The organism is Pseudomonas sp. MWU16-30322 (assembly GCF_020515535.1).
GTDB lineage: Bacteria > Pseudomonadota > Gammaproteobacteria > Pseudomonadales > Pseudomonadaceae > Aquipseudomonas > Aquipseudomonas fluorescens_H.
Genome location: NZ_JAIWYL010000010.1, coordinates 62,871 through 86,724, shown reverse-complemented (window position 1 = coordinate 86,724; position 23,854 = coordinate 62,871). Strand labels below are relative to the sequence as shown.

Here is a 23,854-nt window from a genome sequence, read left to right as displayed (position 1 = left end):
AAATCAGCCGAAGGAATGATTTGCACAGCCGTACAAATGCTAGCTTTGAGCCAGCATTTGCCTGTATTCAGCCCCACTCAGGCGGCTTGTCCTACCGCCGCTTCGGAAGGTGTGCGTGGGAAAGCTACGGCAGCGAGGAAGGTCAACGCGCCAAAACCCGCCAGAATCAGGTATAGCCCGACGAAACCATGGCGCGGCTCGACGTAGGAAATCAGCGGAATCGCCGTTGCGCTGGCGCCGAACGACAGGCAGTAACGCAGGGCGAACACCCGGGATTGCCACTGCGGTGCAACGAAGTTGGCGACCATCGAGTCGTTCACCGTGACCTGGCCGAACACCACGAACATGAACGCCGCTCCAAGCACGATCACCGCCCAGCCATCGACCTGGGCCATGCCGTATAACAGCGGTGCCTGAAACAGCGTGAGCACCAGAAACGGCCATTTCAGGCTGACCCGATGCAGCACCTGCCCGATGCTCAACTGCGCCACCGCGCCGAAGGCATACGCCAGGCTGACCACCACGCCAAGGGTTTGCGGCGAGGCGAACAGGTCATGCAAGCGCTCCTGAAACAGCTTCGGATAGGTCATGGTGGTGGCGTTGAACACCACACCGCCGGTGGCCGTCGCCAGCGCCAGCACACCGAATACCATGAGCATCGAAATCTTCTGACCGGCAGCGCCTTTCAGCACGGTGTGCGGACGCTGCGGGATCGGCTCTTCACGCACCTGCAGGGCAAAACCGATACCCAGCACGATCGCCACCACGCCCGGTAACACAAAGGCCGAGCGCCAGCCGAATTGCGCCACCAGCAACCCGGTGATCAGCGCCGAAAACGCCACGCCGAGGTTGCCCCACATGCCGTTGATGCCGATTTCCCGGCCACGGTTCTGCGCGTAGGCCACCAGCATCGCGGTACCCACCGGGTGGTAGATCGCCGCGAAAATGCCGATCAGGGTCAGCCCGACCACCAGCATCGTCGGGCTGCTGCTCAACCCGGTGAAGATCGCCGAGGCGCCGATGCCGAAGAAAAACACCAGCATCATCTGCCGCCGACTCCAGTGATCACCCAGCCAGCCGGCCGGCAGCGAACAGGCGCCGAAGGCAATGAAGCCACCCAGTGACAGACCGATCAGCGCGGCGTAGTCGAGGCCAAAGGCCTGGGTCATGCCGAGCACGGCGGCGGGAAAAATCAGCATGAACATGTGATCGATCACATGGGCAGCGTTGACGTAGCGTATGACGTTTCGGGATTGATTCATGGCAGCACGCTTGAGTGTGTTGTGGGCGGATTGTTATGAGCGGCCTATGCTAAGTTGGCGAAAAAGCGCATATGTGCCATTCAGGTCATCAAACCCGACATGTTGATCAGCCATTTCGAACACGGCCCGGTGAGTGCCTATCCCCGGGATTATCTGGACGGTGCCCACCAGCCGCTGCACCTGCACCGCGAGGCGCAGTTGCTGTATGCCGTCAGAGGGATCATGCGCGTGGTCACCGATCTTGGTGCCTGGGTGATTCCGCCGAGCCGCGCGGTGTGGATTCCGCCGCAGGTCGCACACGAGATTTTCATGTCCGGCGATGTGCAGATGCGCTCACTGTTCATCGCCCCCGAACTGTCACCGGCCAGCCTGCAACAGTGCTGCGTGCTGGCGGTGACGCCGCTGTTGCGCGAGTTGATCCTGCGCGCCGTGCAGGGCCCGCCGCATGCGGACAATCCATTGATCCAGCAGTTGATGCTGGAAGAACTGGCCGGCCTGGAAAACCTGCCGCTGCACATTCCGATGCCTACTGACCGGCGCCTGCAGAACATCTGCCTGGCCTTGCTGCACACCCCCGATCACCCCAACACCCTGGAAGACTGGGCGCAGCAGGTCGGCGCCAGCTCGCGCACCCTGGCGCGGCTGTTCCAGCGACAACTGAAGATGAGTTTCAACGCCTGGCGCCAGCAACTGCGCCTGATGGAAGCCCTGCCGCGCCTGCTCACCGGGGATAGCGTACAAAGCGTGGCACGGGACTTGGGCTACGGCAGCGCGCGGGCGTTCAGCGCGATGTTTCGCCGTTTGCTTGGGGACAATCCCCGCGACTACCTAAATAATCTGAGCAAACTCAGCGAGCTTGTGTAAGACCCTGTGGGAGCGAGCCTGCTCGCGAAAGCGGTCTTTCAGCCACCAATAATGTCGACTGACCCAACGCTTTCGCGAGCAGGCTCGCTCCCACAGGTTTAAGTCGCGGTTCTGAGATCAATGCATCTCGGTGAAGGCGAGTTTCACGCCGATCGCGATCAGCACTGCGCCCATGGTGCGGTCGAACCAGTGGCCCATGCGGGCAAAACCGGCGCGCACGCGCTGCTGGCTGAACAGCATCGCCACCAGGCAAAACCAGACAGCCGTCGCGACCGCCAGATAAACCCCGTAACCGGCCTGCACCGCCAGGGGCGTGTGCGGGTTGATCACCACGGTGAACAGGGAGAGGAAGAACAGCGTGGCTTTCGGATTGAGGCCGTTGGTGACGAAGCCCGAAGTGAAGGCGCCGCGAGCGGTACGCACGCCGGCTTCCTTGTGCAAGTCATCGCTGACGGTTTTCGCCGGCTGCGCGCGCAAAGCCTTGAAGCCGATGTACAGCAGGTACGCCGCTGCAGCCCATTTCAAGGCGTTGAACAGCACGATCGACTGCGACACGATCAGGCCGATGCCCAGCAGCGAATAGCCCACGTGCAGGAAAATCGCCGTGCCCACACCCAGCGCGGTCCAGGTGCCGGCGCGACGCCCATGGGTCACGCTCTCGCGCACCACCACGGCAAAGTCCGGGCCGGGGCTGGCCACGGCCAACAGGTGGATCAGTGCAACGGTCAAGAACTCGGTCCAGTACATGGGGGCTCCTCTTTAATGAGTAAAAACAATTCATCAACTGGCTTAAACCCTGTGGCGAGGGAGCTTGCTCCCGCTCGGCTGCGCAGCAGTCGTAACACCTGAAACACCGGTGTGCCTGACACAGTACGGTGAATGGGTTTGAGTCTGCTTCGCAGCCCAGCGGGAGCAAGCTCCCTCGCCACAGGGTATTGCGGGCGCTGTGCGTAACCATTTGTTTCATCTGGTAGGCTCGGCAGATTACGCCTTCCGTTCCAAGCACAAAAGGTACAGTTGATGACGAACCCGCGCCGCGCCGTATTCCTCGATCACCCGTCACTGGATCTCGGCGATCTCGACCTCAGCCCGTTGCGCGCCTGCTTCAGCGCTCTGCAACTTTTCGCTCAGACCTTGCCTGAACAGGTCAGCGAGCGCCTGCACGGTGCCAGCGTGGCGATCACCAACAAGATCCACATCGACGCCGCCGCGATGGCCGCCAACCCGGATCTTAAACTGATCCTGATCACCGCCACCGGCACCAACAACGTCGATCTGGACGCGGCCCGCGCCCATGGCATCACCGTGTGCAACTGTCAGGGTTACGGCACGCCGTCGGTGGCGCAGCACACGATCATGTTGCTGCTCAACCTCGCCACCCGCCTGGCGGATTATCAGAAAGCCGTCGGCGAGGGTCGCTGGCAGCAGGCCAAACAGTTCTGCCTGCTCGACTACCCGATTGTCGAACTGGAAGGCAAAACCCTCGGTCTGCTCGGTCACGGTGAACTCGGCGGTGCGGTCGCGCGCCTGGCCGAAGCATTCGGCATGCGTGTATTGCTCGGACAGATTCCGGGCCGCCCGGCGCGCCCGGATCGTCTGCCACTGGCCGAACTGCTGCCGCAGATCGATGCCCTGACCCTGCACTGCCCGCTCAACGAACACACCCGGCACTTCATCGGCGCCCGCGAGCTGGCATCGATGAAACCCGGCGCGTTTGTGGTCAACACTGCGCGCGGTGGTTTGATCGACGAGCAAGCCTTGGCCGATGCCCTGCGCAACGGTCATCTCGGCGGCGCCGCTACCGATGTGTTGAGTGTCGAACCGCCGGTCAACGGCAATCCGCTACTTGCGGCGGATATTCCGCGGCTGATCGTCACCCCGCACAACGCCTGGGGCAGTCGCGAAGCGCGGCAGCGTATCGTCGGCCAATTGACTGAAAACGCTCAGGCGTTCTTCAGCGGTACAGCGCTGCGGGTCGTCAGTTGATAAACTGCGGCACTTTTTTTCCAAGGAGCAGTTATGGATCCGCGCAGTGAAGTACTGCTTCGTCAGGCCGAGTTATTCCAGGGTTCGCTGTTGTTGGCCGGTTTGCCTGCCGACGATTTGCTCGGGCGCCTGCCCAATGCGTTCGGCTGGTGCTGGCATGCCGGCGATCAAGCGGCACTCGATGCGCGCTTCGAAGGTCGCAGCCATTTCGGTGTGAATGTGCCGGAGCGCGAATTCGACAGCGCCGTGGTGTTTCTGCCCAAGTCCAAGGATCTGACCGATTACATCCTCAATGCCGTGGCCGCACGTCTGCCCGGGCGCGAGGTGTTTCTGGTCGGGGAAAAACGCAGCGGTATCGAGGGTGCGTCCAAGCAGCTCAACCCGTTCGGCAAGCCGCGCAAACTCGACAGCGCCCGTCACTGCCAACTGTGGCAAGTCACCGTGGCCAATGCACCCGAAGCCAAATCGCTGGAAAGCCTGGCGCAGACTTATGAGCTGCCACTGGCCGAAGGCCCGTTGAAAGTCATCAGTCTGCCGGGCGTGTTCAGCCATGGTCGACTGGACCGCGGCAGCGCCTTGCTGCTGGAGCATCTGGACAAATTGCCGAGCGGTCACCTGCTGGACTTCGGTTGTGGCGCCGGGGTGTTGGGCGCGGCGGTCAAACGGCGTTACCCGCACAATCGGGTGACCCTGCTCGACGTCGATGCCTTCGCCGCCGCCAGCAGTCGCCTGACATTGGCGGCCAACGGTCTGGAAGCCGAAGTGCTGACCGGTGATGGCATCGACGCTGCACCGATGGGTTTGAACGCGATTCTGAGCAATCCGCCGTTCCACGTCGGCGTGCACACCGATTATTTCGCTACCGAGAACTTGCTGCGAAAAGCGGCCAAACATCTGAAAAACGGCGGCGAACTGCGCCTGGTTGCGAACAGCTTCCTGAAGTATCAGCCACTGATCGAAGAGCATCTGGGCGTGTGTGCGATCAAGGCCGAAGGCAATGGTTTCCGGATTTACCGGGCCAAGCGCGGCTGAAAATTAGCACTTGCCGAATGGATTCTGCCTAGGCAGAATCCGCTCCGTCCTAGGGGAGTAGTCTCCCACGAGCGCCAAGCTCGTCCGGCATACGTCAACATACTTGATCCTCAGATCATGGCGTATGCGACCCAAGCGTCCGCACCAGACGGATCGCAGGGTTTGACAAGACCTATGACACGCACACCTTACCCGGGGCGGGAAGGCTGTACGTGTCATAGCCGTGTCGACCCGCCCCTTAGGAAATCCTGATGCTGGACTCGTTACTCGTTCCCACCGCAATCGTTGCCTTGGCCGAAATCGGCGACAAGACGCAACTGCTCGCGCTGATTCTCGCCGCTCGCTTTCGCAAACCCTGGCCGATCATTGCCGGTATTGTCGCTGCGACCCTGGCCAACCACGCAGCAGCCGGTGCGGTAGGCGCCTGGTTCGGCAGCTTCTTCTCAGACTCGGTCCTGCACTGGATTCTCGCCGCGAGCTTTACCGCCACTGCGCTGTGGACGTTGGTCCCGGACAAGATGGACGACGATGAAGCCAGCACCGCACGCAAGTTCGGCCCCTTCCTGACCACGCTGATCGCGTTCTTCCTTGCGGAAATCGGTGACAAGACGCAGATCGCCACCGTGATGCTGGCGGCGCAATATCCGGAGCTGTGGCTGGTGATCATCGGCACCACGGCGGGCATGCTGATTGCCAACGTGCCGGTGGTATTGGCGGGTAATTTTGCTGCGGAGAAATTGCCGCTGACCCTGATCCGTCGCCTGGCCGCTTCGGCGTTCTTCATTCTGGCGATCGTTGCGGTGTACAAGGCGATGCAGAGCAGTGGCTGGATTTAACCCCTGCGCCTGAGCCTTGCACATCATTGTGGCGAGGGAGCTTGCTCCCTCGCCACAAAAACAAGGCCCCTTTTGCCCCGACTATCTATCAGGATTTAGGGGCTTTTTCGTACAGCGGCATGACTTTTGGAATCGCCGCCTGCAGCGAGGCGATCCGGCTGGTCGAGGCCGGGTGGGTGCTCATGAATTCCGGCGGTGCGCCTTCAGAAGCCTTGCTCATCTTGTTCCACAAGGTGATCGCCGCATTCGGGTTGTACCCGGCGCGGGCGGCCAGTTCGAGACCGATCAGGTCGGCTTCGTTTTCGTTGGCGCGGCTGTTGGGCAAGGTCATGCCGTAGTTGGCCACGGTGTCGGCCAGCGCCAGGCTGTCCTGACCCAGACCGAGCAACGCACCGGCACCCTGCTTGGCCATTTCAATGCCATAGGCTTTGGACATCGCTTCACGACCGTGCTCGCGCAGGGCGTGGGCGATTTCATGGCCCATGACTGCGGCGATTTCATCGTCGGTCAGCTTCAGGCTGTCGATCAGCCCGGTGTAGAAAATGATCTTGCCGCCAGGGCCGCAGTTGGCATTGAGCTCATCGCTCTTGATCAGATTGACTTCCCACTGCCATTGCGCCGCATCCGGGCGGAAGTTAGGTGCCTGGGCAATCAGCCGGTTGGCAATCGCCTGAACCCGTTTGGCCTCCGGGCTGGTCTTGTCCAGCACGCCTTTGCTCGACGCCTCGCCGACGGTCTTCTGATAGGACTGGGCATACATCTGGTCGACCTCTTGCGAGGACAGCATGCTGAACATGTACTGCTTGCGCTCCACCCCCACGGCTCCGCCGCTGGTGGTGTTGACCGACTGACAACCGGCCAGCAACAGCGCTGCGCTCAGTGCACTTACAACCAATGTCTTGTTCATTCAAAAGCTCCCTGAAAACCTGCCGCGTATCGTAGGGGGTGAATTGTATCGGCGCCAGATACAACAGACGTGTTGCAGCGTCTTTCGGAAGTTTCCCACCACTGCTGTCGTAAAAAATTCACAGCAACCGGCAGACCCGCTGCCACTGCGTCGCACACTGATCCATTTGCGACATCGCCCGCCCAATATGCCGCCGGCCACTCATGGCGCAATGCCTGCTGCCGATACAACAGCGCAGACGTCCTCTTGCGTGCGGAGCTCCCATGAAGTTCAAGTCGATCCAGTTTTCCGTCGCCGCCCTGGCCGGCGCCATCGTGCTCAGCGTGGTCGCCGCGCTGGTGCTGTACGCGCTGTTTTCCGGTGCCCGCACCCAGGACATGGTGCAACAGCGCACCCAGGCGCAGTTCGAACAAGTCATCGAACAACGCCTGACCTCGCTGGCGCAGACTCAGGTCAGCCAGATCCAGCGCGAACTCGAAGCGCCACTGCTGATTGCCGGCGGACTGGTGCGGGTCAACGCGCTGCTCGGCACGCCGGGCGCCGACGGCCAGCCGCGACTGACCATCAGCCGCGAGCAACTGATCAGCCTGATCAAGGAGAACGTCGAGCAGAACCCGAAGATTCTCGGCACCTACATCGGCTGGGAAAAAAACGCACTGGACCACAATGACGCGGCCTACATCGGCACCCGCGTGGTCGGTATCGACGCGGCCAACGGGCGCTTCCTGCCCTGGTGGTTCCGCAATGACGACGGCACCCTGGGCCTGGACAAACTGGCGGACGTCGACGACCAGAAAGTCCTGTCCACTGGCGTACGGGCCAGCGAGTACTACCTGTGCTCGAAAGAGAGCAAGAAATCCTGCGTGATCGATCCGGCGCCGTACAAGGTCGGCGACAAGATCGTCATGCTCGCCTCCTTTATTGAACCGATCATGCTCAACGGCGCATTCCAGGGCATCGTCGGCGCCGACCTGTCGGTGAACTTCATCCAGGAAATGCTCCTCGGTGCCAACCAGAAACTGTACAGCGGCGCCGGACAAATGGCCCTGATCGGCGGCAACGGCCGGATCGTCGCCTACACCAAGGACCCGAGCAAATTCGGCGAGAAAGTCAGCGACATCCTCGACGCCGAGCAGATCGCCAACATGGCCAATCTCAAACGCGGCGAAGTCACCTACTCGGTGAACAAAGACAAGGGCCGCATCGAACTGTACCTGCCGTTCGGCATCGGCCAGACCGACGCGCGCTGGACGCTGATGCTGCAACTGCCGTTGAACGCGGTGATGGCCGATCTGCAAAAACTCCAGGCCGATCTCGATGCACAGCGCAAGTCAGACACCTTTGGCATGGCCATGGTCGGCCTGATCATTGCCGCCATCGGCCTGCTGGTGATCTGGCTGGTGGGTCACGGCATCGCCCGACCGCTCAAGCAAATGGTCGCCATGCTGGATGACATTGCCAAAGGTGAAGGCGATCTGACTCGTCGCTTGAGCAGTGATCGCAGCGATGAACTGGGCTCGATTGCCAAAGGCTTCAACACCTTCCTCGCCAAGTTGCAGGCGATGATCACGCAGGTGGTGACGTCGGTGCAGAGCGTCAGCGATTCCTCCGAGCACACTGCCGACATCGCGATTCGCACCAACATCGGCATTCAGAAACAAATGGCCGAGATCGATCAGGTCGCCACCGCGGTGCAGGAAATGACCGCCACTGCGCAGGACGTGGCGCGCAACGCTACCCAAGCGGCTCAGGCAGCGAGCCATGCGGACCAGGCCGCCGGTCAGGGCATGCAGATCGTCCGTGATACGTCGAACTCGATTGGTGCGCTGGCGATGGAAATCGGCAAAGCGGTGGACGTGGTGCAGACGCTGGCCAAGGACAGCGAGAACATCAACGCGATCCTCACCGCGATTCGCGGGATCGCCGAGCAGACCAACCTGCTGGCGCTGAACGCGGCGATCGAAGCGGCGCGGGCCGGCGAGCAGGGTCGCGGTTTTGCCGTGGTGGCGGACGAGGTGCGCAATCTGGCGCAGAAGACCCAGAAGGCCACCGAAGAAATCCAGACCATGATTCAGCAACTGCAACAGGGCACCCGCGATGTGGTGCGGGTCATGGAGGACAGCCAGAACCGCACCGACGAAAGCGTGCAGCACGCGGCGAAAGCGGCCGAGGCGCTGGAGACGATTACTCAGGCGGTGTCGGTGATCAATGACATGAACACGCAGATTGCCAGTGCCGCTGAAGAGCAGAGCGCAGTGGCCGATGACATCAACCGCAACGTGATCAATATCGGTCAGGTGGCGAATGAAGTCGCGGGCGGTGCGGATGAGTCGAGTTCGGCGAGTGCCGGCCTGACGAAATTGGCGGAGCAGCAGCGGCGGTTGATCAATCAGTTCAAGGTCTGATCCAAAGGCCCCTTCGCGAGCAAGCCCGCTCCCACAGTAATTTTGCGGCGTTCACAAAACCTGTGGGAGCGGGCTTGCTCGCGAAGAGGGCGGCACAGCATCAAATCAACCCGGAGTCAGGCACTCCGGCCCATTGAGCTTCGGATCATTGATCAGATTCGCCAACACCCGCTCGCGCAACGCTGCGGGCTCACTGGCGAGCAGGCCCTGCAGCACATGCAGCGGCGTCGCAGGATCGAGCCATGCCGCCTGCCCTGCCTCATCGAGAATCAACGGTCGGCGCTGACTGGCCGCCGGCTGCGTAATGACCGCGGTGCTCAGCCACACCTGCTCCTGCACCGGATACGCCTCCCAGATCGCCGCGAAAAACAGCGACGAGCCCTCCCCCGGCGTCAGCCAGTAAGGGCGCTTGCGCAGATTACCGCGCCATTCGTAGAAACCGTTGGCCGGCAACAGACAGCGACGCAGGCGCAGCGCCTCGCGGAACATTGGTTGCTCGGCGACGGTTTCGGCCCGGGCATGCGCCGGGGTACGCGACAGATCGGTCAGCCACGGCGGCGTCAGCCCCCAACGGGCGCGGGCCAGGGTGCGTTGGCCGTCGGCCTCGGCACGCAGCATCAACACCGAATCATTGGGGGAAATGTTCCACTGCGCCTGCTGATCGGCGGGAAATCCGGGCAGGGCCGCGAAATCGCGGTTCCAGCGAAACAGGGCATAACGTCCACACATGGCGCAACACGACTCAAAAATAAAACGAACGTCAGCCTAACAGACCAGCGTCCCGGGGAAGCTCTCCGGTTCATCGCCGGGCAGCGGCAGCGCGGCATTGTACGCGGTGATCAGTTCGCGGGCGTATTCGGCCTGGTCGTTTTCGACCGACAGGCCGAGCAGGCCGAAAATCGGCAATTCCCCGGTGCCGCCCAGCAGATCCCGGCCCACCAGGTGCGCCTCGATGCCCTCACTGGCGAGCATGCCCTTGAGCATCTCGCCTTCCATCAGGTTTTCCGGCTCGTAGATTCGCTGCATGGGCGCCCCCTCACTCGTTTTCGCTGAAGACTTCCAGAAACCAATCTTCGCCATGCACCTGCAATACGAACTTTATTGGCGCACAGCACACCTGACAGTCTTCGATATAGGTTTGATCACCACCGGACAAGTCCACTGTCGTCTCGACCGTCTCCCCACAATAAGGACATTCGTATTCAGCGGCTTCCAGCATCGCGGTCTCCCAGGTGACTTGTGCGTATAATCGCCGGTCTATTTGCAGGGCTATTTTTGTCTGGCTACCTTTTCAGACCGTGCCCCGTTGGTTTTCGATCAAAACCTTTACTTACCCTAGCCGTTTCCAACAAGAGAGCATGATGGGCGAATTCGATGCCATCCGACCTTACGACGACAGCGAAGTACCTGCGGTACTGGCAAGACTGCTCGGCGACAAGGCGTTTCTAGATATCCTCACCCACTTCCGCTTCCCGCGTTTTGCCGGTGCCTTCGGCTGGATGCTCAAACCACTTATAGCCCATCGGCTGCGTCGTGAGTTTGCCGACGTGACCTCCGTGGCCACTTTGCAGGACAAAGTCGAGTTTTACGTCGACCACACCATCGAGCGCGCCACTGATGGCGTGACTTACACCGGTGTCGAGCAATTCAAGTCCGGCAGCGCCTACCTGTTTATCGCCAACCACCGCGACATCGTGATGGACCCGGCCTTCGTCAACTATGCCGTGTACCACGCCGGCCTGCCGACCCCGCGCATCGCGATCGGTGACAACCTGCTGCAAAAGCCTTTTGTCAGCGACCTGATGCGCCTGAACAAGAGCTTCATCGTGCACCGCTCGATCACCGGGCGCCGCGAGAAGATGGCGGCGTATCAATTGCTGTCGGCGTACATCAACCACTCGATCCGCAACGATTGCGCGTCGATCTGGATCGCTCAGGCCGAGGGCCGGGCGAAGGATGGTGACGACCGCACCGAGTCGGCGATCCTCAAGATGTTCCACATGAGCCGCAAGGACGAGCCGTTCGGCGAAGTGATTCAGTCGCTGAACCTGACCCCGGTGTCGATCAGCTACGAATACGACCCATGCGATCAGGCCAAGGCCCGCGAGTTGTACATCCGCGCCACCACCGGCACCTACACCAAGGCACCGGGCGAGGATGACGTGAGCATCGCCAAGGGCATCACCGGCTACAAGGGCCGGGTGCACGTGAACTTCGCCGCGCCGATCACCGAGCTGTTCGAAGACACCAAGCAATTGGCGGTCGAGATGGACAAGCAGATTCTCGGCGGTTATCGCCTGTTCCCGGTGCATTACCTGGCGTATGCGATGTGGGCCGATGCCGATCCGCAACTGAACGTGCCGAAGGCCGCCGAGGTGTTCCCGGCCGATGAGCTGGCCAAGGCGCAGGAAGAATGGCAGCGCCGGCTGGACGCCTGCCCCGAGGAGCACCGTCCGTATCTGGTGCTGCAATATGCGACGCCGGTGCGTAATCAGTACCGGGTGAAGGCTGGGTTGCCGTTGTAAAAACTGTTGGCACATCACACTGTGGCGAGGGAGCTTGCTCCCGCTGGGCTGCGCAGCGGCCCCAAGATTTTGTGAGCGCTACGCACTCAAGCGGGAGCAAGCTCCCTCGCCACAAAATTGCGCATCAGATTCAGAAGCGCGTGCTGACCCACGAGACGATCAGCGCCAGGCCGAGGCAGGCAAAACCGAAGCGGTAGAAAAAGCGGTTCATGCGCAACGTTGCCCAATCCAGAATCGGTTCGGCATTCGGTTGAGCCTGGCGTTGAGCGGCGATGCTGGCCAGAGCGCGTTGTTCACGACGGCGGGTCGCGTGCAGCAGCCAACTGCCTGGAAAGGCCAGTGCCAGTGCCAGCAGGTTGATCAATTTGGCGGGATGGGCGGTAAACAGCGTCATCAAGTGCAGCGACATCACAGACCTCGGAACTGAATCGGTGTGGCAGGCGCCAGATCGACGACCGCGGCGCGGATTCTACCGAAACACGCCTCCACTACCCTACCCTTTGCGACAAATAACCTGACAATCGACCGATGGCTGCCCTGTGTCACGGCATCGTCATTTACATCGGCCACCATGCGCGCCTCGAAACACACATGGAACGCGACATGCTTCACGCCGAAAACCAGGATCGCCTGTACCTCATCACCCCGACCGACGAACAACAGAGCCTCGTCGGCAGTCTTGCCTTCAATGTTCAGGATCGCCACTGGCTGGTGTATTGCGCCCTCGGCGGGCATCAGCACGCGGATTTGCCGGAGACTGATCTGCTGACCGGCGTGAGCGTGCTCGACTTCTACTCCCAGGCTGCCTGACACACGCCTGTCCCTGTGGGAGGGGCTTGCTCCCGAAGACTGAGTGCCAGTCGACTTTTGAGTTGACTGATCCACCGCTTTCGGGAGCAAGCCCCCTCCCACAGTTGTATGAGTATTCAGATGAATTGTGTGGCCACAAAAAAGCCCGGCGCCATCACTGGCGCCGGGCTTTTTCACATCTGCCGAACAGCTTACTCGGCGAGGATCTGACCTACGGTCGGGTCCTTGAACAGACGGGTCAAGGCATCGCTCAACACGTCGCTGACCAGCTTGGTGTTGGTTTCCTGGTTCGGCGCCATGCCGAAGCGCTGGTCCAGCGAAGCACCGTAGCGCCCGCTGTAGCGACGGTTGCCGCTCTGCACATCGGAGCGGAAGGTCGCGCCGATGGTGGCTTCGGTCACGTACATGCCTTCTTTCGGCGACTGGTACTTCAGCTCGGTCAGGGTCACGGTCAGTTGCGGCGCGTTCATCCCGTTGCTGGTCGGGGTGAAGCCGAGCAGACGCACCGCGGCTTCAGCCTGCGCCTGCAGCTTCGGCAGGATCTGCTCGCGCTGCACGGTGATGGCGCTGGTTTCCGGGTACAGGCCGCCACGGGTGCCGAGGGTTGGCGACGGACGACCGTCAACCACGCGCACCACCACTTGCTGGCCATGGCCGACCGGGGCCAACTGCGTGGTCAGCTTGGGTTCCGGGCTCAGTTGTTGCGGGCTGTGGGCGCAGCCAACCAGGGTCAAACTGGTCACAGTGATCAAACCGAACAACAGGCGTTGCAACATGCTCTTTTCTCCAGAATCAGGCACAAACAGGCCGGCAGTATAGCGGTGGGCCACTGCGGGTAACCAGCACTCGACAGTGAATACTCAAATGTCTGACCCACCCGTGGGAATGCGGTTCCTGTCACAGATTATTCACCGCCCATACACCTTGGCGTCACGGCCACTTGGCAAGCTTCAAACCAGTCCTCCAACAAGGTACCTGGCCATGCGTTATCTGATCTCGTTGTTCGCTCCACGTCCGCTGCACCGCAGCTTTGCCCTGCTCGACCGCAACGGTCATTGCCAGGCATTCAAGCAGTGCAGCCTGCAACCGATGGGCGATGGCTGGGTGGAAATCGAAGAAATCCGTCTCAACTGGTTGCACCAGCCACTGCCCGCCAGCGCCCGCGTCATACCGTCGCAGCCCCGCGCACGCGTGCAAGCGATGTTGAGCATCTGACCGGATGCCTAATAAAAGTCATTAAACACGAGCAACTGCCCGCATTTCTTCGATACAATCTCCCCCCGATTATAAGGACGTCTCCTGATCGGGCCCCGCAACACCGGCAATGCCCAGCATTAGCCATCAAAATCGCCCACAGAGAGCCGCCCACACAGATCGAGTGAAGTTGGCGCGCTTGCCTGTTCTTCCGGCAAAACCCCGCTTTTCGCGAATCTGCAGAGCTGTCATACGCTCGGCCACCGCGTTGTTTTGCCTTTGCGGGCACGGTGCCAGGCCTGGACAGCCCTTTTTGAGGTTCACGTCTTCAAAAGAGCGTGAAAAAAACGGGTTTTCACAACTTCACAAGAGTGTGGCGAGCAAATGAATAGTTTTGCGTCTGAACATGCACCATTAGCGTCTGAAACAGCCCAACGACACAGGACCGGGGATACCTCGAACATCGGAGCCTGAAGCCTGTCCGCTACGGATTTGGTTGCACAAAACGGATGTCTCGACCATAAGTCGAATTGCCAGCCGCGTGCTGAAATGAGTTCATGCAACTCTTGAAGCCAGGCCGCATGCATCCGTCGAAGTTGCGAAAAATTGCGAAGATTCGGACATGACGAACCTGACCATGGGTATCCGGGGCGCAACTGACCTGCCCCGTCACTCCCTGGCAGCCATGCCGACAATTTGGTGCTGCAGATTTTGGAGACGCGTTAAATGGCGCATAACGAAGCAGTCGACGTAGTTCTGGTTGGGGCCGGCATCATGAGTGCCACCCTGGCAGTACTGCTCAAAGAGCTCGACCCGGCGATCAAGCTGGAAGTCGTCGAGTTGATGGATTCCGGTGCTGCGGAGAGTTCCAACCCGTGGAACAACGCCGGTACCGGCCACGCCGGCCTGTGCGAGCTGAACTACACGCCGCAGGCAGCCGACGGCAGCGTCGACATCAAGAAAGCCGTGCACATCAACACCCAGTTCGAAGTGTCCAAGCAGTTCTGGTCGTACCTGACCAAGAAAGGCACCTTCGGCTCGTGCAAATCCTTCATCAGCCCGGTGCCGCACCTGAGCTTCGTTCAGGGTGACAAAGGCGTGTCGTTCCTCAAGGAACGCTTCAACGTGCTGCACAAGCACCACGCCTTCGCCGACATGGAATACACCGAAGACAAGGCCAAGATGGCCGAGTGGATGCCTCTGATGATGCCGGGCCGCTCGCCGGATGAAGTGCTGGCCGCCACCCGCGTGATGAACGGCACCGACGTCAACTTCGGCGCCCTGACCAATCAGTTGCTCAAGCACCTGACCAGCGCACCGGACACCCAGGTCAAATACTGCAAGCGCGTGACCGGCCTCAAACGCAACGGCGCTGGCTGGACCGTCAGCATCAAGGACGTCAACAGCGGCAGCAGCCGTGAAGTCGATGCCAAATTCGTCTTCCTCGGCGCCGGTGGCGCGGCCCTGCCGCTGCTGCAGGCTTCGGGCATCGAAGAAAGCAAAGGCTTCGGCGGCTTCCCGATCAGCGGCCAGTGGCTGCGTTGCGATAACCCGGAAGTGGTCAAGCACCACCAGGCCAAGGTCTACAGCCAGGCTGCAGTCGGTTCGCCACCGATGTCGGTGCCGCACCTGGACACCCGCGTGGTCGACGGCAAGAAATCCCTGCTGTTCGGGCCATACGCCGGTTTCACCACCAAGTTCCTCAAGCACGGCTCCTTCATGGACCTGCCGCTGTCGGTTCGCGCCAGCAACATCGGCCCGATGCTGGCAGTGGCGAAAAACAACATGGACCTGACCAAGTACCTGGTCAGCGAAGTGATGCAATCGATGGAGCAGCGCCTGGATTCCCTGCGCCGCTTCTACCCGGAGGCGAAAGCCGAAGACTGGCGCCTGGAAGTGGCCGGCCAACGGGTACAGATCATCAAGAAAGACCCGAAAAAGGGCGGGATCCTGCAATTCGGTACCGAACTGGTCGCCGCGAAAGACGGCTCCCTCGCCGCTCTGCTCGGCGCTTCGCCAGGGGCTTCGGTGACCGTTTCGATCATGCTCGAGCTGATCGAGAAATGCTTCCCGGCCAAGGCCAAGGGTGAGTGGGCGGCCAAACTGGCGGAGATCTTCCCGGCCCGCGAGAAGGTTCTGGAAACCGATGCTGCGCTGTATCGCAAGATCAACACGCAGAACAACATCGCTTTGGAACTGGTTGAAGAAAGCAGCGAGACCCCAAGCTTCGCTTGATCTTGCGGCATAAAAAACGCCCCGTACTCAGTGAGTGCGGGGCGTTTTTTTATGGGCAGGACTTAGTTGAACCACCGACCACTGTGGCGAGGGAGCTTGCTCCCGCTTGAGTGCGCAGCGCTCACAAGATCTTGGGGCCGCTGCGCGGCCCAGCGGGAGCAAGCTCCCTCGCCACAGGGATCAGGTGCGGGACTTTTCGATCAGCTCGATATAGTCCGGGGCGTTGCGTTGATCGGCGATCAGCTCAACGAAGGTCTTGCCCTGCTCATCCTTGCCATCCACGTCGTAACCGGCAGCCACGAAGAACGTCAGAAAGCGCTCGAAATCGTCGATGCGCAGGCCGCGATAGGCCTTGACCAGTTTGTGCAGCGACGGCGAAGTGGCGTCGACCGGTTCAAAATCGAGGAACAGCTTGATCTGCTCATCGCCGATCTCGTCACCAATCACCTGTTTCTTATCTTTACGCATTGCCGACTCCAGCTCGCAGACATTACACGGGGCGGGCAGTTTACCCCTGCCCCGCTACAAGGCTCAACGCGAACGAACGGCCCCGGTGTGCAGATCGGCCCAGATGTGGCCGTTGGCGTAACTGAGGAATTGCACATAGACGGTGTCGTTGCGCAGCAGATCGATCACTACCCGGTACTGGGCCAGCGGGTAATACAGGGTCAGGGTCTTGCTCTTGTCGTCATAAACCGGTTTTTTCAGGCTTTTGCTTTCGCCATCGAAGTTGACCAGCACTTGCGTGATGGTCGCGCCCTTGTTCAACGACTTGCCCTTGAGACGGATCATCAGCGGCGACGTGACGGGGATTGGCTGCTGATTGGACTGGCGTTGCGCACCGACCACCACCGAATAATCGGTGACTTGCAGCAGTTGTTGTTGCTCGGGCTCGGCATCGCGCAGGGTCAGGTCGTCTGGCGGCAGAAATTGACTGTGCATCGGCGCCGGGGCGGCGGCCAAGGGCAGGCTGAGGGCCAGCAACAGGGTGGCAAGGCTGCGGATCAAAAGGCTCATGACAGGCTCCGGGGGCGGGGCCGAGCACTCTAGCCGCGTTTTGCGCAGTCCTGCAAAGCAAAAAAGGTGCAGGTCGCGTTATCAGCGGCCTGCACCTTTTTTGTTCCAGCCTCGCATCAATCGAACTGCGCGCGCATCCACGTCTGGTATGCAGCCACACCGGCCTCGCCTTCCCGCGGGGCCCAGTGAGCAAGTTCACCTTCACCGACCGGACGATAGGGACCAGCCTTGCACTCAAACATCAAACTGTTGGCTTCCAGCACCACCAGGCCATGGAAGACGCCCGTCGGCAGATCGACACCGACACACTCACCACCGGCCTGCAGAACCTGCTTTTTCACCACGGCACCGGTTTCATCGAAGATCAACAGACCCAGCCGGCCCTTGAGCACCAGCAGTGTTTCCGCCTTGTTCTCACCCAGATGCCGGTGCGGCGGAATATAAGTGCTCGGTTGCAAGCCCACGGCCATGCGATGGCACGTTTCTTCCATCTGGTGGAAGTTGTGGTGCTGACGTCCACGAGGGTTGGCCGCAGCTTTCTCGGCCAATTCAGCGAATAGCGTTTGATCAAGAAAGCTCGGCGTGTTCATGGATTACATTCCTTTAACGGCAAAGATCCCGTTGGCGTTGCGCCAGTAGCCTTTGTAGTCCATGCCGTAACCGAAGATGTAACGGTCAACGCATGGCAGGCCGACGAAGTCTGCTTTCAGGTCAGGACGCGCCTTGCGGTCGTGATCCTTGTCGATCAGCACGGCGGTGTGCACTTTGCGCGCGCCGGCGTGTTTGCAGAAGTCGATGATCGCGCCCAGGGTGTGACCTTCGTCGAGGATGTCGTCAATGATCAGCACGTCGCGGTCGATGAACGAGACTTCCGGCTTGGCTTTCCAGAACAGGTCGCCGCCGCTGGTTTCGTTGCGATAACGGGTCGCGTGCAGGTAGGACGCTTCCAGCGGAAATTGCAGGTGAGTCAGCAGTTTGCCGGAGAAGATCAGGCCGCCGTTCATCACGCAGAACACCACCGGGTTGCTGTCGGCCAGTTGTTCGTTGATTTGTGCACCGACGCGAGCGATGGCGGCCTCGACTTCAGATTCGGTGTACAGGCAGTCAGCCTCTCGCATGATTTGACGGATATGCTCGAGATCAGCGGACATGGCGCTCTCCAGGGGGATGTTTTCGGAAAAGCGGGCAAAGGTACGCATCCCGTGAGGTCGAATCAAGCCTTAATGGACTAACGTACTCAATGTCCTATAGGACATCACCCTCGGATAGATTAATCTAGGCCGGTTTTTTTGCCCGCCGCCGGAGTTTTTCCATGCCCATCCTCGAGATCCGCCATCCGCTGATCCGCCATAAACTCGGCCTGATGCGCCGCGCCGATATCAGCACCAAGAATTTCCGTGAGCTTGCTCAGGAAGTCGGCGCTCTGTTGACCTATGAAGCTACAAAAGATTTGCCGCTCGAATCCTACGATATCGCCGGTTGGTGCGGCACTGTGTCGGTGGAGAAAATCGCCGGCAAGAAGATCACCGTCGTGCCGATCCTGCGCGCCGGCATCGGCATGCTCGAAGGCGTGCTGAGCCTGATCCCGGGTGCCAAGGTTTCCGCTGTGGGCGTTGCCCGCAACGAAGAAACCCTGCAAGCGCACACTTATCTGGAAAAACTGGTTCCGGAAATCGACGAACGGTTGGCGATGATCATCGACCCGATGCTCGCCACCGGCAGCTCCATGGTTGCGACCATCGACCTGCTGAAGAAAGCCGGTTGCAAGGACATCCGCGCAATGGTGCTGGTGGCCGCGCCGGAAGGCATTGCCGCGGTGGAACAGGCTCACCCGGATGTGACCATCTACACTGCGTCCATCGATGAGCGTCTGAACGAACACGGTTACATCATCCCAGGGCTTGGCGATGCCGGTGACAAGATCTTCGGTACCAAGCAGAAGGACGCGTGAGCATGCAGCAAGAGTTCAACGATCCGCTCTGGCGCACGGTGCTGTCCGGCGCCCAGATGCTGTTCGTAGCGTTCGGCGCCCTGGTGCTGATGCCGCTGATCACCGGCCTTGACCCGAACGTGGCACTGTTCACCGCGGGTCTGGGGACGATTCTGTTCCAGATCGTCACCGGGCGTCAGGTGCCGGTATTCCTTGCATCGAGCTTTGCCTTCATTACCCCGATCATTCTCGCCAAGGGCCAGTTCGGCCTCGCCGCGACCATGGGCGGCGTGATGGCAGCCGGTTTCGTCTACACCTTCCTCGGCCTCGCCGTGAAGATCAAGGGCACCGGTTTCATCGATCGCTTGTTGCCGCCGGTGGTGATTGGTCCGGTAATCATTTCCATCGGCCTGGCCATGGCGCCGATTGCCGCGAACATGGCGATGGGCAAGGCGGGCGACGGCTCCGAGCTGATCCACTACCAGACCGCGATGATGATCTCGATGCCGGCGCTGCTGACCACGTTGATCGTGGCGGTGTTCGGTAAAGGCATCTTCCGTCTGGTGCCGATCATTTCCGGGGTGCTGGTGGGTTTCGCCATGTCGTTCTATTTCGGCGTGGTCGATACCGCGAAGATTGCGGCGGCGCCATGGTTTGCGCTGCCGCACTTCACCGCGCCGGAGTTCAACTGGCAGGCGATCCTGTTCATCGTTCCGGTGGCGCTGGCTCCGGCCATCGAGCACATCGGCGGCGTGATTGCCGTGGGTAGCGTGACCGGTCGCGACTATCTGAAGAAGCCTGGCCTGCACCGTACCCTGCTCGGTGACGGCATCGCCACCACGGCGGCCGGCCTGTTTGGCGGCCCGCCGAACACCACCTACGCCGAAGTGACCGGTGCGGTGATGCTGACCAAGAACTACAACCCGAAAATCATGACCTGGGCGGCGATCTTCGCCATCACCCTGGCGTTCATCGGCAAGTTCGGCGCGCTGCTGCAAAGCATTCCGGTGCCGGTGATGGGCGGGATTCTGTGCCTGTTGTTCGGTTCGATCGCGGCGGTGGGGATGAACACCCTGATCCGGCACAAGATCGACCTCGGCGAGGCGCGCAATCTGGTGATCGTGTCGGTGACCCTGGTGTTCGGTATCGGCGGTGTGCTGGTCGGCACCGGTACTGGCCCGGATGACTTCGGCCTCAAAGGCATTGCGCTGTGCGCGGTGGTGGCGATTGCGCTGAACCTGATCCTGCCGGGCAATGATGGCTGGAAGAACAAGAAGGCGGATGAGCCGCTGATCTAAAATCTGGCGCCTTACCTGTGGCGAGGGAGCTTGCTCCCGCTTGACTGCGAAGCAGTCATAAACTCGGCGGATGCGGTATTTCTGTGAACCGCGTCCGCAGGGTTTAGGGCTGCTTCGCAGCCCAGCGGGAGCAAGCTCCCTCGCCACAACAGCTACAGGGCCAGCGGCGCTCGTTCACACAGGGTTGCCAACGCCTTCGCCCATTGCGGCTCATCATTCAGGCACGGCACCAGCACCAACTCCTCGCCCCCCGCTTCGCGGAACTGTTCCTTGCCGCGATCACCGATCTCTTCCAGCGTCTCGATGCAGTCGGCAACGAACGCCGGGCACATCACCAGAATCTTCTTCACGCCGCTTTTCGCCAGCTCATCCAGCCGCGCTTCGGTGTAGGGTTCGATCCACTTCGCCCGCCCCAGACGCGACTGAAACGACACCGACCATTTGCCATCGGCAATGCCCGCGCGCCTAGCGAATTCGGAGGCGGTGCGCATGCACTGGGCGCGGTAACAGGTGGCGAGCACGGCCGGCGAAGCATTCTTGCAGCAATCCGCGTTTTTCAAGCAGTGATTGCCAGTGGGATCGAGCTTGGTCAGGTGTCGTTCCGGCAAGCCATGGAAGCTCAGCAGCAAGTGATCGTAGTCCTGCTGCAAATGCGGCGTGGCGCTGGCGACCAGTGCGTCTATGTATTCCGGCTGGTCGTAAAACGGTTGCAGCACTGAAAGCTGCACGTCGAGTTTCTTCTCGCGAATCACCCGCCTGGCTTCTTCGATCACCGTGGTCGTGGTGCTGTCGGCGAACTGTGGATAGAGCGGCGCCAGGGTGATGCGCTTGTGCCCTGCTGCGACCAGCTGCAGCAACTTCGTTTCAATCGACGGCTCGCCGTAACGCATGGCCAGCTCTACCGGACCGTGGCTCCACTGGGTGGTCATCTGCTGTTGCAGACGACGGCTGAGCACCACCAGCGGCGAGCCCTCCTCCCACCAGATCGAAGCGTAGGCATGGGCCGACTGCTCGGGGCGCTTGATCAGGATCAGCGACACCAACAACCGCCGCACCGGCCACGGCAGGTCGATCACATACGGATCCATCAGAAATTGATTGAGGTAGCGGCGTACATCGGCCACCGAAGTGGAGGCCGGGGAACCCAGGTTGACCAGAAGCAAGGCGTGATCGGTCATGCATCGTCCTATTTCAAAGGCGGCCGGAGAGATCATCCAGGGCCGCGCGCAAATCCGTGAACTGGAAAGTGAAACCCGCTTCCAGCAAGCGTGCCGGCATGGCGCGTTGGCCACCCAGCAACAGCGATGACATTTCGCCAAGCCCGACCTTCAAGGCCAGGGCCGGCATCGGCATGAACGCCGGGCGGTGCAGCACGCTGCCCAGCGTTTTGGCAAACTCGCGATTGCGCACCGGTTTGGGCGCGCAGGCATTATAAGGACCGCTCGCCTGATCGCGGTGCAGAAGAAAATCAATCAGGGCGATTTGATCATCGATGTGAATCCACGGCATCCACTGCCGGCCATTGCCCAAAGGCCCGCCCAGACCGAGTTTGAACATCAGCAACAGCCGCGACAAAAAGCCGCCCTCGGCCGACAGCACCAGCCCGGTACGCACCAACACCACGCGGATGCCCTGACCTTCGGCACGCTGGGCGGTTTCTTCCCAGGCAATGCACAACTGACTGGCAAAGTCGTCTATCACTGGCGGCGAATCTTCGGTCAGCTCACGTTCACCGCCGTCGCCATACCAGCCGACAGCAGAGCCGGAGATCAACAACCCCGGTTTCTGCTGACGCGTTTCCAGCCAGGCCAGCAGGGTTTCGGTGAGGGTGATGCGGCTGCTCCACAACAACGCCTTGCGCCGATGGGTCCATGGCCGATCAGCAATCGGCGCACCGGCCAGGTTGACCACTGCGTCCAGCGGCTCGTCGCCGAAGTCTTCGAGACGCGCAATCGCGCGCACCTGCGCGCCACAGATTTTCGCGACTTTTTCCGGACGCCGACTCCACACCGTCAGTTGATGGCCCTGTCCCGACCAGTGCCGGCAGAGCTGACGGCCTATCAAACCAGTACCGCCGGTCAGCAATATGCGCATGACATCTTCCTCGCGTGGCGTTTTACCCGGATCACTAGTCTATTTTTATAAGCAGGGATCTTTTCTATCGGGCAGGCTCTATTGTTTAACCATAGGCCAAGCTGTCAGAACGAGAACGCTAGAAGTTATACCAAAAAACAAAATTGTACAGGTTTCATTGACGGCGTAGTCTGTACAGAAAGGTAAAACGAGGCCCCTATGACTGTACCTATCGCAATCATCGGCACCGGCATCGCCGGACTCTCCGCCGCCCAGGCCCTGACAGACGCCGGACACACCGTCCAGCTGTTCGACAAAAGCCGCGGCAGTGGCGGGCGCATGTCGAGTAAACGCAGCGACGCCGGTTCTCTGGACATGGGCGCGCAATACTTCACCGCCCGCGACCGGCGTTTCGTCACCGAAGTGCAACGCTGGCAAAGCCTGGGCTGGGTCGCCGAATGGACGCCGCAGCTCTATACCTTTCAGGGCGGGCAACTGAACCTGTCGCCGGACGAGCAGACCCGCTGGGTCGGCACGCCACGCATGAGCGCGATCACCCGGGGTTTGCTCGACGGTCTGGAAGTCCACTTCGCCTGCCGCATCACCGAAGTCTTTCGCGGTGAAGAACACTGGCACCTGCAGGACGCGGAAGGCTTCACCCATGGCCCCTTCAGCCACGTGGTGATTGCCACACCGGCACCGCAAGCCACTGCATTGCTGGCCGCGGCGCCGAAATTGGCCGGTGCGGCCGCCGGGGTGAAAATGGACCCGACCTGGGCCGTCGCCCTCGCCTTCGATACGCCACTGGATACGCCAATCGAAGGTTGCTTCGTGCAGGACAGCCCCATCGACTGGCTGGCGCGCAACCGCAGTAAACCGGGGCGCGACACCACTTGCGACACTTGGGTACTGCACGCCAGCAGCGCCTGGAGCCGACAACACATCGATCTGCCCAAGGAAGCGGTCATCGAGCAACTGCATGGCGCTTTCGCCGAACTGCTGCACAGTGCAATGCCCGCTCCGACCTTCAGCCTCGCCCACCGCTGGCTCTACGCCCGCCCTGCGACCGGCCACGAATGGGGCACGCTGGCCGATGCCGACCTGGGCCTGTACGCCTGCGGCGACTGGTGCCTGTCCGGCCGTGTCGAAGGCGCCTGGCTCAGCGGTCAGGAAGCCGCGCGCCGCTTGCACGAGAACCTGCAGTGAACCGTATCAATCCGCAAAAACTGCTGCTGTCGAAGTGGACAGCAGCCCACCCGCAAAACCGCGAAAAGCATTTTCTGGTCACCGAGCTGTTCCGCGATGAGGAAGGTACGGTGCTGGAGATTGAGTTGCAGGCGGTGTTGACCAAGCGCGCAGAACGCCTCGATTGGCAGACGTTGAAGAACAACGATCACTGGTTACTGGGCTGGCAATAAAGCTCCTGTAGGAGTGAGCCTGCTCGCGATGGCGTCGCATCATTCAACATCAATGCTGCCGA

27 protein-coding genes and 1 riboswitch are annotated in these 23,854 nt (G+C 60.8%); of the genes, 13 read left to right on the top strand and 14 right to left on the bottom strand.

The genetic code is table 11. The annotated features are described in order from the left end of the window. Positions 1-77: 77 nt before the first annotated feature. Positions 78-1,262 carry an MFS transporter gene (locus LCH64_RS21180; RefSeq protein WP_226501169.1) on the bottom strand — a complete coding sequence of 395 codons (1,185 nt, stop codon included), beginning with the start codon at positions 1,260-1,262 and terminating at the stop codon, positions 78-80. A gap of 99 nt (positions 1,263-1,361) precedes the next feature. On the opposite strand from LCH64_RS21180, the gene LCH64_RS21175 reads away from it, so the two are divergent. Continuing rightward, entirely contained in the window at positions 1,362-2,126 is a 765-nt protein-coding gene (locus LCH64_RS21175) for a helix-turn-helix transcriptional regulator (RefSeq protein WP_226501168.1), read from the top strand. 117 nt (positions 2,127-2,243) lie between these two features. Here LCH64_RS21175 and LCH64_RS21170 read toward each other — a convergent pair whose 3' ends face one another. Continuing rightward, positions 2,244-2,873, bottom strand: a complete 630-nt coding sequence (locus tag LCH64_RS21170) for a LysE family transporter (RefSeq protein WP_226501167.1) — start codon at positions 2,871-2,873, stop codon at positions 2,244-2,246. Positions 2,874-3,146: 273 nt separating this feature from the next. Here LCH64_RS21170 and LCH64_RS21165 point away from each other — a divergent pair, with 273 nt between their 5' ends. From LCH64_RS21165 to LCH64_RS21155, 3 genes are all read left to right on the top strand, one after another. Further along, on the top strand, positions 3,147-4,112 hold the full coding sequence (locus LCH64_RS21165) for a 2-hydroxyacid dehydrogenase (RefSeq protein ID WP_226501166.1): 966 nt from the start codon (positions 3,147-3,149) through the stop codon (positions 4,110-4,112). A 33-nt stretch (positions 4,113-4,145) separates the two neighbouring features. Then, positions 4,146-5,144 (top strand): class I SAM-dependent methyltransferase, encoded by a 999-nt coding sequence (locus LCH64_RS21160; RefSeq protein ID WP_226501165.1) that lies wholly within the window; start codon positions 4,146-4,148, stop codon positions 5,142-5,144. 40 nt (positions 5,145-5,184) lie between these two features. Beyond that, a riboswitch (yybP-ykoY riboswitch) is annotated at positions 5,185-5,307 on the top strand. Positions 5,308-5,395: 88 nt separating this feature from the next. After that, positions 5,396-5,980, top strand: a complete 585-nt coding sequence (locus tag LCH64_RS21155; RefSeq protein WP_003228090.1) for a TMEM165/GDT1 family protein — start codon at positions 5,396-5,398, stop codon at positions 5,978-5,980. A gap of 88 nt (positions 5,981-6,068) precedes the next feature. On the opposite strand, the gene LCH64_RS21150 is transcribed toward LCH64_RS21155, so the two are convergent. Further along, entirely contained in the window at positions 6,069-6,887 is an 819-nt protein-coding gene (locus tag LCH64_RS21150; protein WP_226501164.1) for a M48 family metallopeptidase, read from the bottom strand. 263 nt (positions 6,888-7,150) lie between these two features. Between LCH64_RS21150 and LCH64_RS21145 the strand changes: the two genes are divergently transcribed. Further along, positions 7,151-9,292, top strand: coding sequence for a methyl-accepting chemotaxis protein (locus LCH64_RS21145; protein ID WP_226501163.1), 2,142 nt, complete (start codon positions 7,151-7,153; stop codon positions 9,290-9,292). A 105-nt stretch (positions 9,293-9,397) separates the two neighbouring features. On the opposite strand, the gene LCH64_RS21140 is transcribed toward LCH64_RS21145, so the two are convergent. The 3 genes from LCH64_RS21140 to LCH64_RS21130 are packed head-to-tail and all read right to left on the bottom strand — an operon-like array spanning position 9,398 to position 10,511. Beyond that, on the bottom strand, positions 9,398-10,021 hold the full coding sequence (locus tag LCH64_RS21140) for an SOS response-associated peptidase (protein ID WP_045122631.1): 624 nt from the start codon (positions 10,019-10,021) through the stop codon (positions 9,398-9,400). A gap of 36 nt (positions 10,022-10,057) precedes the next feature. Beyond that, positions 10,058-10,318, bottom strand: coding sequence for a DUF2007 domain-containing protein (locus tag LCH64_RS21135; protein WP_003228093.1), 261 nt, complete (start codon positions 10,316-10,318; stop codon positions 10,058-10,060). A gap of 10 nt (positions 10,319-10,328) precedes the next feature. After that, positions 10,329-10,511 carry a CPXCG motif-containing cysteine-rich protein gene (locus LCH64_RS21130; RefSeq protein WP_027612211.1) on the bottom strand — a complete coding sequence of 61 codons (183 nt, stop codon included), beginning with the start codon at positions 10,509-10,511 and terminating at the stop codon, positions 10,329-10,331. A 142-nt stretch (positions 10,512-10,653) separates the two neighbouring features. Here LCH64_RS21130 and LCH64_RS21125 point away from each other — a divergent pair, with 142 nt between their 5' ends. Then, positions 10,654-11,817 carry a 1-acyl-sn-glycerol-3-phosphate acyltransferase gene (locus tag LCH64_RS21125; RefSeq protein ID WP_003228096.1) on the top strand — a complete coding sequence of 388 codons (1,164 nt, stop codon included), beginning with the start codon at positions 10,654-10,656 and terminating at the stop codon, positions 11,815-11,817. 130 nt (positions 11,818-11,947) lie between these two features. Here the strand turns inward: LCH64_RS21125 and LCH64_RS21120 are convergent, their stop codons facing one another. Then, complete coding sequence (locus tag LCH64_RS21120; RefSeq protein WP_103485755.1) at positions 11,948-12,226, bottom strand: hypothetical protein; 279 nt, start codon at positions 12,224-12,226, stop codon at positions 11,948-11,950. 194 nt (positions 12,227-12,420) lie between these two features. Here LCH64_RS21120 and LCH64_RS21115 point away from each other — a divergent pair, with 194 nt between their 5' ends. After that, a complete protein-coding gene (locus LCH64_RS21115; protein WP_027612213.1) occupies positions 12,421-12,627 on the top strand; it encodes a hypothetical protein in 207 nt (68 codons plus the stop codon). Between the two features lie 191 nt (positions 12,628-12,818). Here LCH64_RS21115 and LCH64_RS21110 read toward each other — a convergent pair whose 3' ends face one another. Beyond that, on the bottom strand, positions 12,819-13,403 hold the full coding sequence (locus LCH64_RS21110) for a YajG family lipoprotein (RefSeq protein ID WP_003228101.1): 585 nt from the start codon (positions 13,401-13,403) through the stop codon (positions 12,819-12,821). Between the two features lie 205 nt (positions 13,404-13,608). Between LCH64_RS21110 and LCH64_RS21105 the strand changes: the two genes are divergently transcribed. After that, positions 13,609-13,842 (top strand): hypothetical protein, encoded by a 234-nt coding sequence (locus LCH64_RS21105; RefSeq protein ID WP_003228102.1) that lies wholly within the window; start codon positions 13,609-13,611, stop codon positions 13,840-13,842. Positions 13,843-14,547: 705 nt separating this feature from the next. After that, positions 14,548-16,056 carry a malate dehydrogenase (quinone) gene (mqo, locus tag LCH64_RS21100; protein ID WP_003228110.1) on the top strand — a complete coding sequence of 503 codons (1,509 nt, stop codon included), beginning with the start codon at positions 14,548-14,550 and terminating at the stop codon, positions 16,054-16,056. Between the two features lie 180 nt (positions 16,057-16,236). On the opposite strand, the gene LCH64_RS21095 is transcribed toward mqo, so the two are convergent. From LCH64_RS21095 to LCH64_RS21080, 4 genes are all read right to left on the bottom strand, one after another. After that, complete coding sequence (locus tag LCH64_RS21095) at positions 16,237-16,524, bottom strand: PA4642 family protein (protein ID WP_103522311.1); 288 nt, start codon at positions 16,522-16,524, stop codon at positions 16,237-16,239. Positions 16,525-16,587: 63 nt separating this feature from the next. Further along, positions 16,588-17,073, bottom strand: a complete 486-nt coding sequence (locus LCH64_RS21090; protein WP_226501162.1) for a hypothetical protein — start codon at positions 17,071-17,073, stop codon at positions 16,588-16,590. Positions 17,074-17,189: 116 nt separating this feature from the next. After that, the gene (locus LCH64_RS21085; RefSeq protein ID WP_226501161.1) at positions 17,190-17,663 is read right to left on the bottom strand and encodes a WbuC family cupin fold metalloprotein; all 474 of its coding nucleotides are present in this window, start codon (positions 17,661-17,663) and stop codon (positions 17,190-17,192) included. Positions 17,664-17,666: 3 nt separating this feature from the next. Then, entirely contained in the window at positions 17,667-18,224 is a 558-nt protein-coding gene (locus tag LCH64_RS21080) for a hypoxanthine-guanine phosphoribosyltransferase (protein WP_003228116.1), read from the bottom strand. A gap of 161 nt (positions 18,225-18,385) precedes the next feature. On the opposite strand from LCH64_RS21080, the gene upp reads away from it, so the two are divergent. Then, positions 18,386-19,024, top strand: coding sequence for a uracil phosphoribosyltransferase (upp, locus tag LCH64_RS21075; RefSeq protein ID WP_003228118.1), 639 nt, complete (start codon positions 18,386-18,388; stop codon positions 19,022-19,024). 2 nt (positions 19,025-19,026) lie between these two features. After that, positions 19,027-20,301, top strand: coding sequence for a uracil-xanthine permease family protein (locus LCH64_RS21070; protein ID WP_003228120.1), 1,275 nt, complete (start codon positions 19,027-19,029; stop codon positions 20,299-20,301). Positions 20,302-20,453: 152 nt separating this feature from the next. Here the strand turns inward: LCH64_RS21070 and hemH are convergent, their stop codons facing one another. Further along, the gene (gene hemH / locus LCH64_RS21065; RefSeq protein WP_103522310.1) at positions 20,454-21,479 is read right to left on the bottom strand and encodes a ferrochelatase; all 1,026 of its coding nucleotides are present in this window, start codon (positions 21,477-21,479) and stop codon (positions 20,454-20,456) included. Positions 21,480-21,492: 13 nt separating this feature from the next. Beyond that, the gene (locus tag LCH64_RS21060) at positions 21,493-22,395 is read right to left on the bottom strand and encodes a TIGR01777 family oxidoreductase (protein WP_003228123.1); all 903 of its coding nucleotides are present in this window, start codon (positions 22,393-22,395) and stop codon (positions 21,493-21,495) included. A gap of 198 nt (positions 22,396-22,593) precedes the next feature. On the opposite strand from LCH64_RS21060, the gene LCH64_RS21055 reads away from it, so the two are divergent. Next, positions 22,594-23,580, top strand: coding sequence for an FAD-dependent oxidoreductase (locus LCH64_RS21055; RefSeq protein ID WP_201136610.1), 987 nt, complete (start codon positions 22,594-22,596; stop codon positions 23,578-23,580). Further along, positions 23,577-23,792 carry a TIGR02450 family Trp-rich protein gene (locus LCH64_RS21050; protein ID WP_027612220.1) on the top strand — a complete coding sequence of 72 codons (216 nt, stop codon included), beginning with the start codon at positions 23,577-23,579 and terminating at the stop codon, positions 23,790-23,792. Before LCH64_RS21055 ends, LCH64_RS21050 begins: the two co-directional genes overlap by 4 nt. Positions 23,793-23,854 lie beyond the last annotated feature (62 nt).

What these genes read in the sequence shown, in the direction of transcription:
- LCH64_RS21160 (WP_226501165.1), top strand. Translation starts at nt 4,146, where the DNA reads ATGGATCCGCGCAGTGAAGTACTGCTTCGTCAGGCCGAGTTATTCCAG.
- LCH64_RS21095 (WP_103522311.1), bottom strand. Translation starts at nt 16,524, where the DNA reads ATGCGTAAAGATAAGAAACAGGTGATTGGTGACGAGATCGGCGATGAG.
- LCH64_RS21145 (WP_226501163.1), top strand. Translation starts at nt 7,151, where the DNA reads ATGAAGTTCAAGTCGATCCAGTTTTCCGTCGCCGCCCTGGCCGGCGCC.
- LCH64_RS21080 (WP_003228116.1), bottom strand. Translation starts at nt 18,224, where the DNA reads ATGTCCGCTGATCTCGAGCATATCCGTCAAATCATGCGAGAGGCTGAC.
- LCH64_RS21140 (WP_045122631.1), bottom strand. Translation starts at nt 10,021, where the DNA reads ATGTGTGGACGTTATGCCCTGTTTCGCTGGAACCGCGATTTCGCGGCC.
- LCH64_RS21120 (WP_103485755.1), bottom strand. Translation starts at nt 12,226, where the DNA reads ATGTCGCTGCACTTGATGACGCTGTTTACCGCCCATCCCGCCAAATTG.
- LCH64_RS21180 (WP_226501169.1), bottom strand. Translation starts at nt 1,262, where the DNA reads ATGAATCAATCCCGAAACGTCATACGCTACGTCAACGCTGCCCATGTG.
- LCH64_RS21125 (WP_003228096.1), top strand. Translation starts at nt 10,654, where the DNA reads ATGGGCGAATTCGATGCCATCCGACCTTACGACGACAGCGAAGTACCT.
- LCH64_RS21170 (WP_226501167.1), bottom strand. Translation starts at nt 2,873, where the DNA reads ATGTACTGGACCGAGTTCTTGACCGTTGCACTGATCCACCTGTTGGCC.
- LCH64_RS21135 (WP_003228093.1), bottom strand. Translation starts at nt 10,318, where the DNA reads ATGCAGCGAATCTACGAGCCGGAAAACCTGATGGAAGGCGAGATGCTC.
- LCH64_RS21115 (WP_027612213.1), top strand. Translation starts at nt 12,421, where the DNA reads ATGCTTCACGCCGAAAACCAGGATCGCCTGTACCTCATCACCCCGACC.
- LCH64_RS21130 (WP_027612211.1), bottom strand. Translation starts at nt 10,511, where the DNA reads ATGCTGGAAGCCGCTGAATACGAATGTCCTTATTGTGGGGAGACGGTC.
- LCH64_RS21165 (WP_226501166.1), top strand. Translation starts at nt 3,147, where the DNA reads ATGACGAACCCGCGCCGCGCCGTATTCCTCGATCACCCGTCACTGGAT.
- LCH64_RS21085 (WP_226501161.1), bottom strand. Translation starts at nt 17,663, where the DNA reads ATGAACACGCCGAGCTTTCTTGATCAAACGCTATTCGCTGAATTGGCC.
- hemH (WP_103522310.1), bottom strand. Translation starts at nt 21,479, where the DNA reads ATGACCGATCACGCCTTGCTTCTGGTCAACCTGGGTTCCCCGGCCTCC.
- LCH64_RS21055 (WP_201136610.1), top strand. Translation starts at nt 22,594, where the DNA reads ATGACTGTACCTATCGCAATCATCGGCACCGGCATCGCCGGACTCTCC.
- LCH64_RS21060 (WP_003228123.1), bottom strand. Translation starts at nt 22,395, where the DNA reads ATGCGCATATTGCTGACCGGCGGTACTGGTTTGATAGGCCGTCAGCTC.
- LCH64_RS21175 (WP_226501168.1), top strand. Translation starts at nt 1,362, where the DNA reads ATGTTGATCAGCCATTTCGAACACGGCCCGGTGAGTGCCTATCCCCGG.
- upp (WP_003228118.1), top strand. Translation starts at nt 18,386, where the DNA reads ATGCCCATCCTCGAGATCCGCCATCCGCTGATCCGCCATAAACTCGGC.
- LCH64_RS21150 (WP_226501164.1), bottom strand. Translation starts at nt 6,887, where the DNA reads ATGAACAAGACATTGGTTGTAAGTGCACTGAGCGCAGCGCTGTTGCTG.
- LCH64_RS21110 (WP_003228101.1), bottom strand. Translation starts at nt 13,403, where the DNA reads ATGTTGCAACGCCTGTTGTTCGGTTTGATCACTGTGACCAGTTTGACC.
- LCH64_RS21070 (WP_003228120.1), top strand. Translation starts at nt 19,027, where the DNA reads ATGCAGCAAGAGTTCAACGATCCGCTCTGGCGCACGGTGCTGTCCGGC.
- LCH64_RS21105 (WP_003228102.1), top strand. Translation starts at nt 13,609, where the DNA reads ATGCGTTATCTGATCTCGTTGTTCGCTCCACGTCCGCTGCACCGCAGC.
- LCH64_RS21155 (WP_003228090.1), top strand. Translation starts at nt 5,396, where the DNA reads ATGCTGGACTCGTTACTCGTTCCCACCGCAATCGTTGCCTTGGCCGAA.
- mqo (WP_003228110.1), top strand. Translation starts at nt 14,548, where the DNA reads ATGGCGCATAACGAAGCAGTCGACGTAGTTCTGGTTGGGGCCGGCATC.
- LCH64_RS21090 (WP_226501162.1), bottom strand. Translation starts at nt 17,073, where the DNA reads ATGAGCCTTTTGATCCGCAGCCTTGCCACCCTGTTGCTGGCCCTCAGC.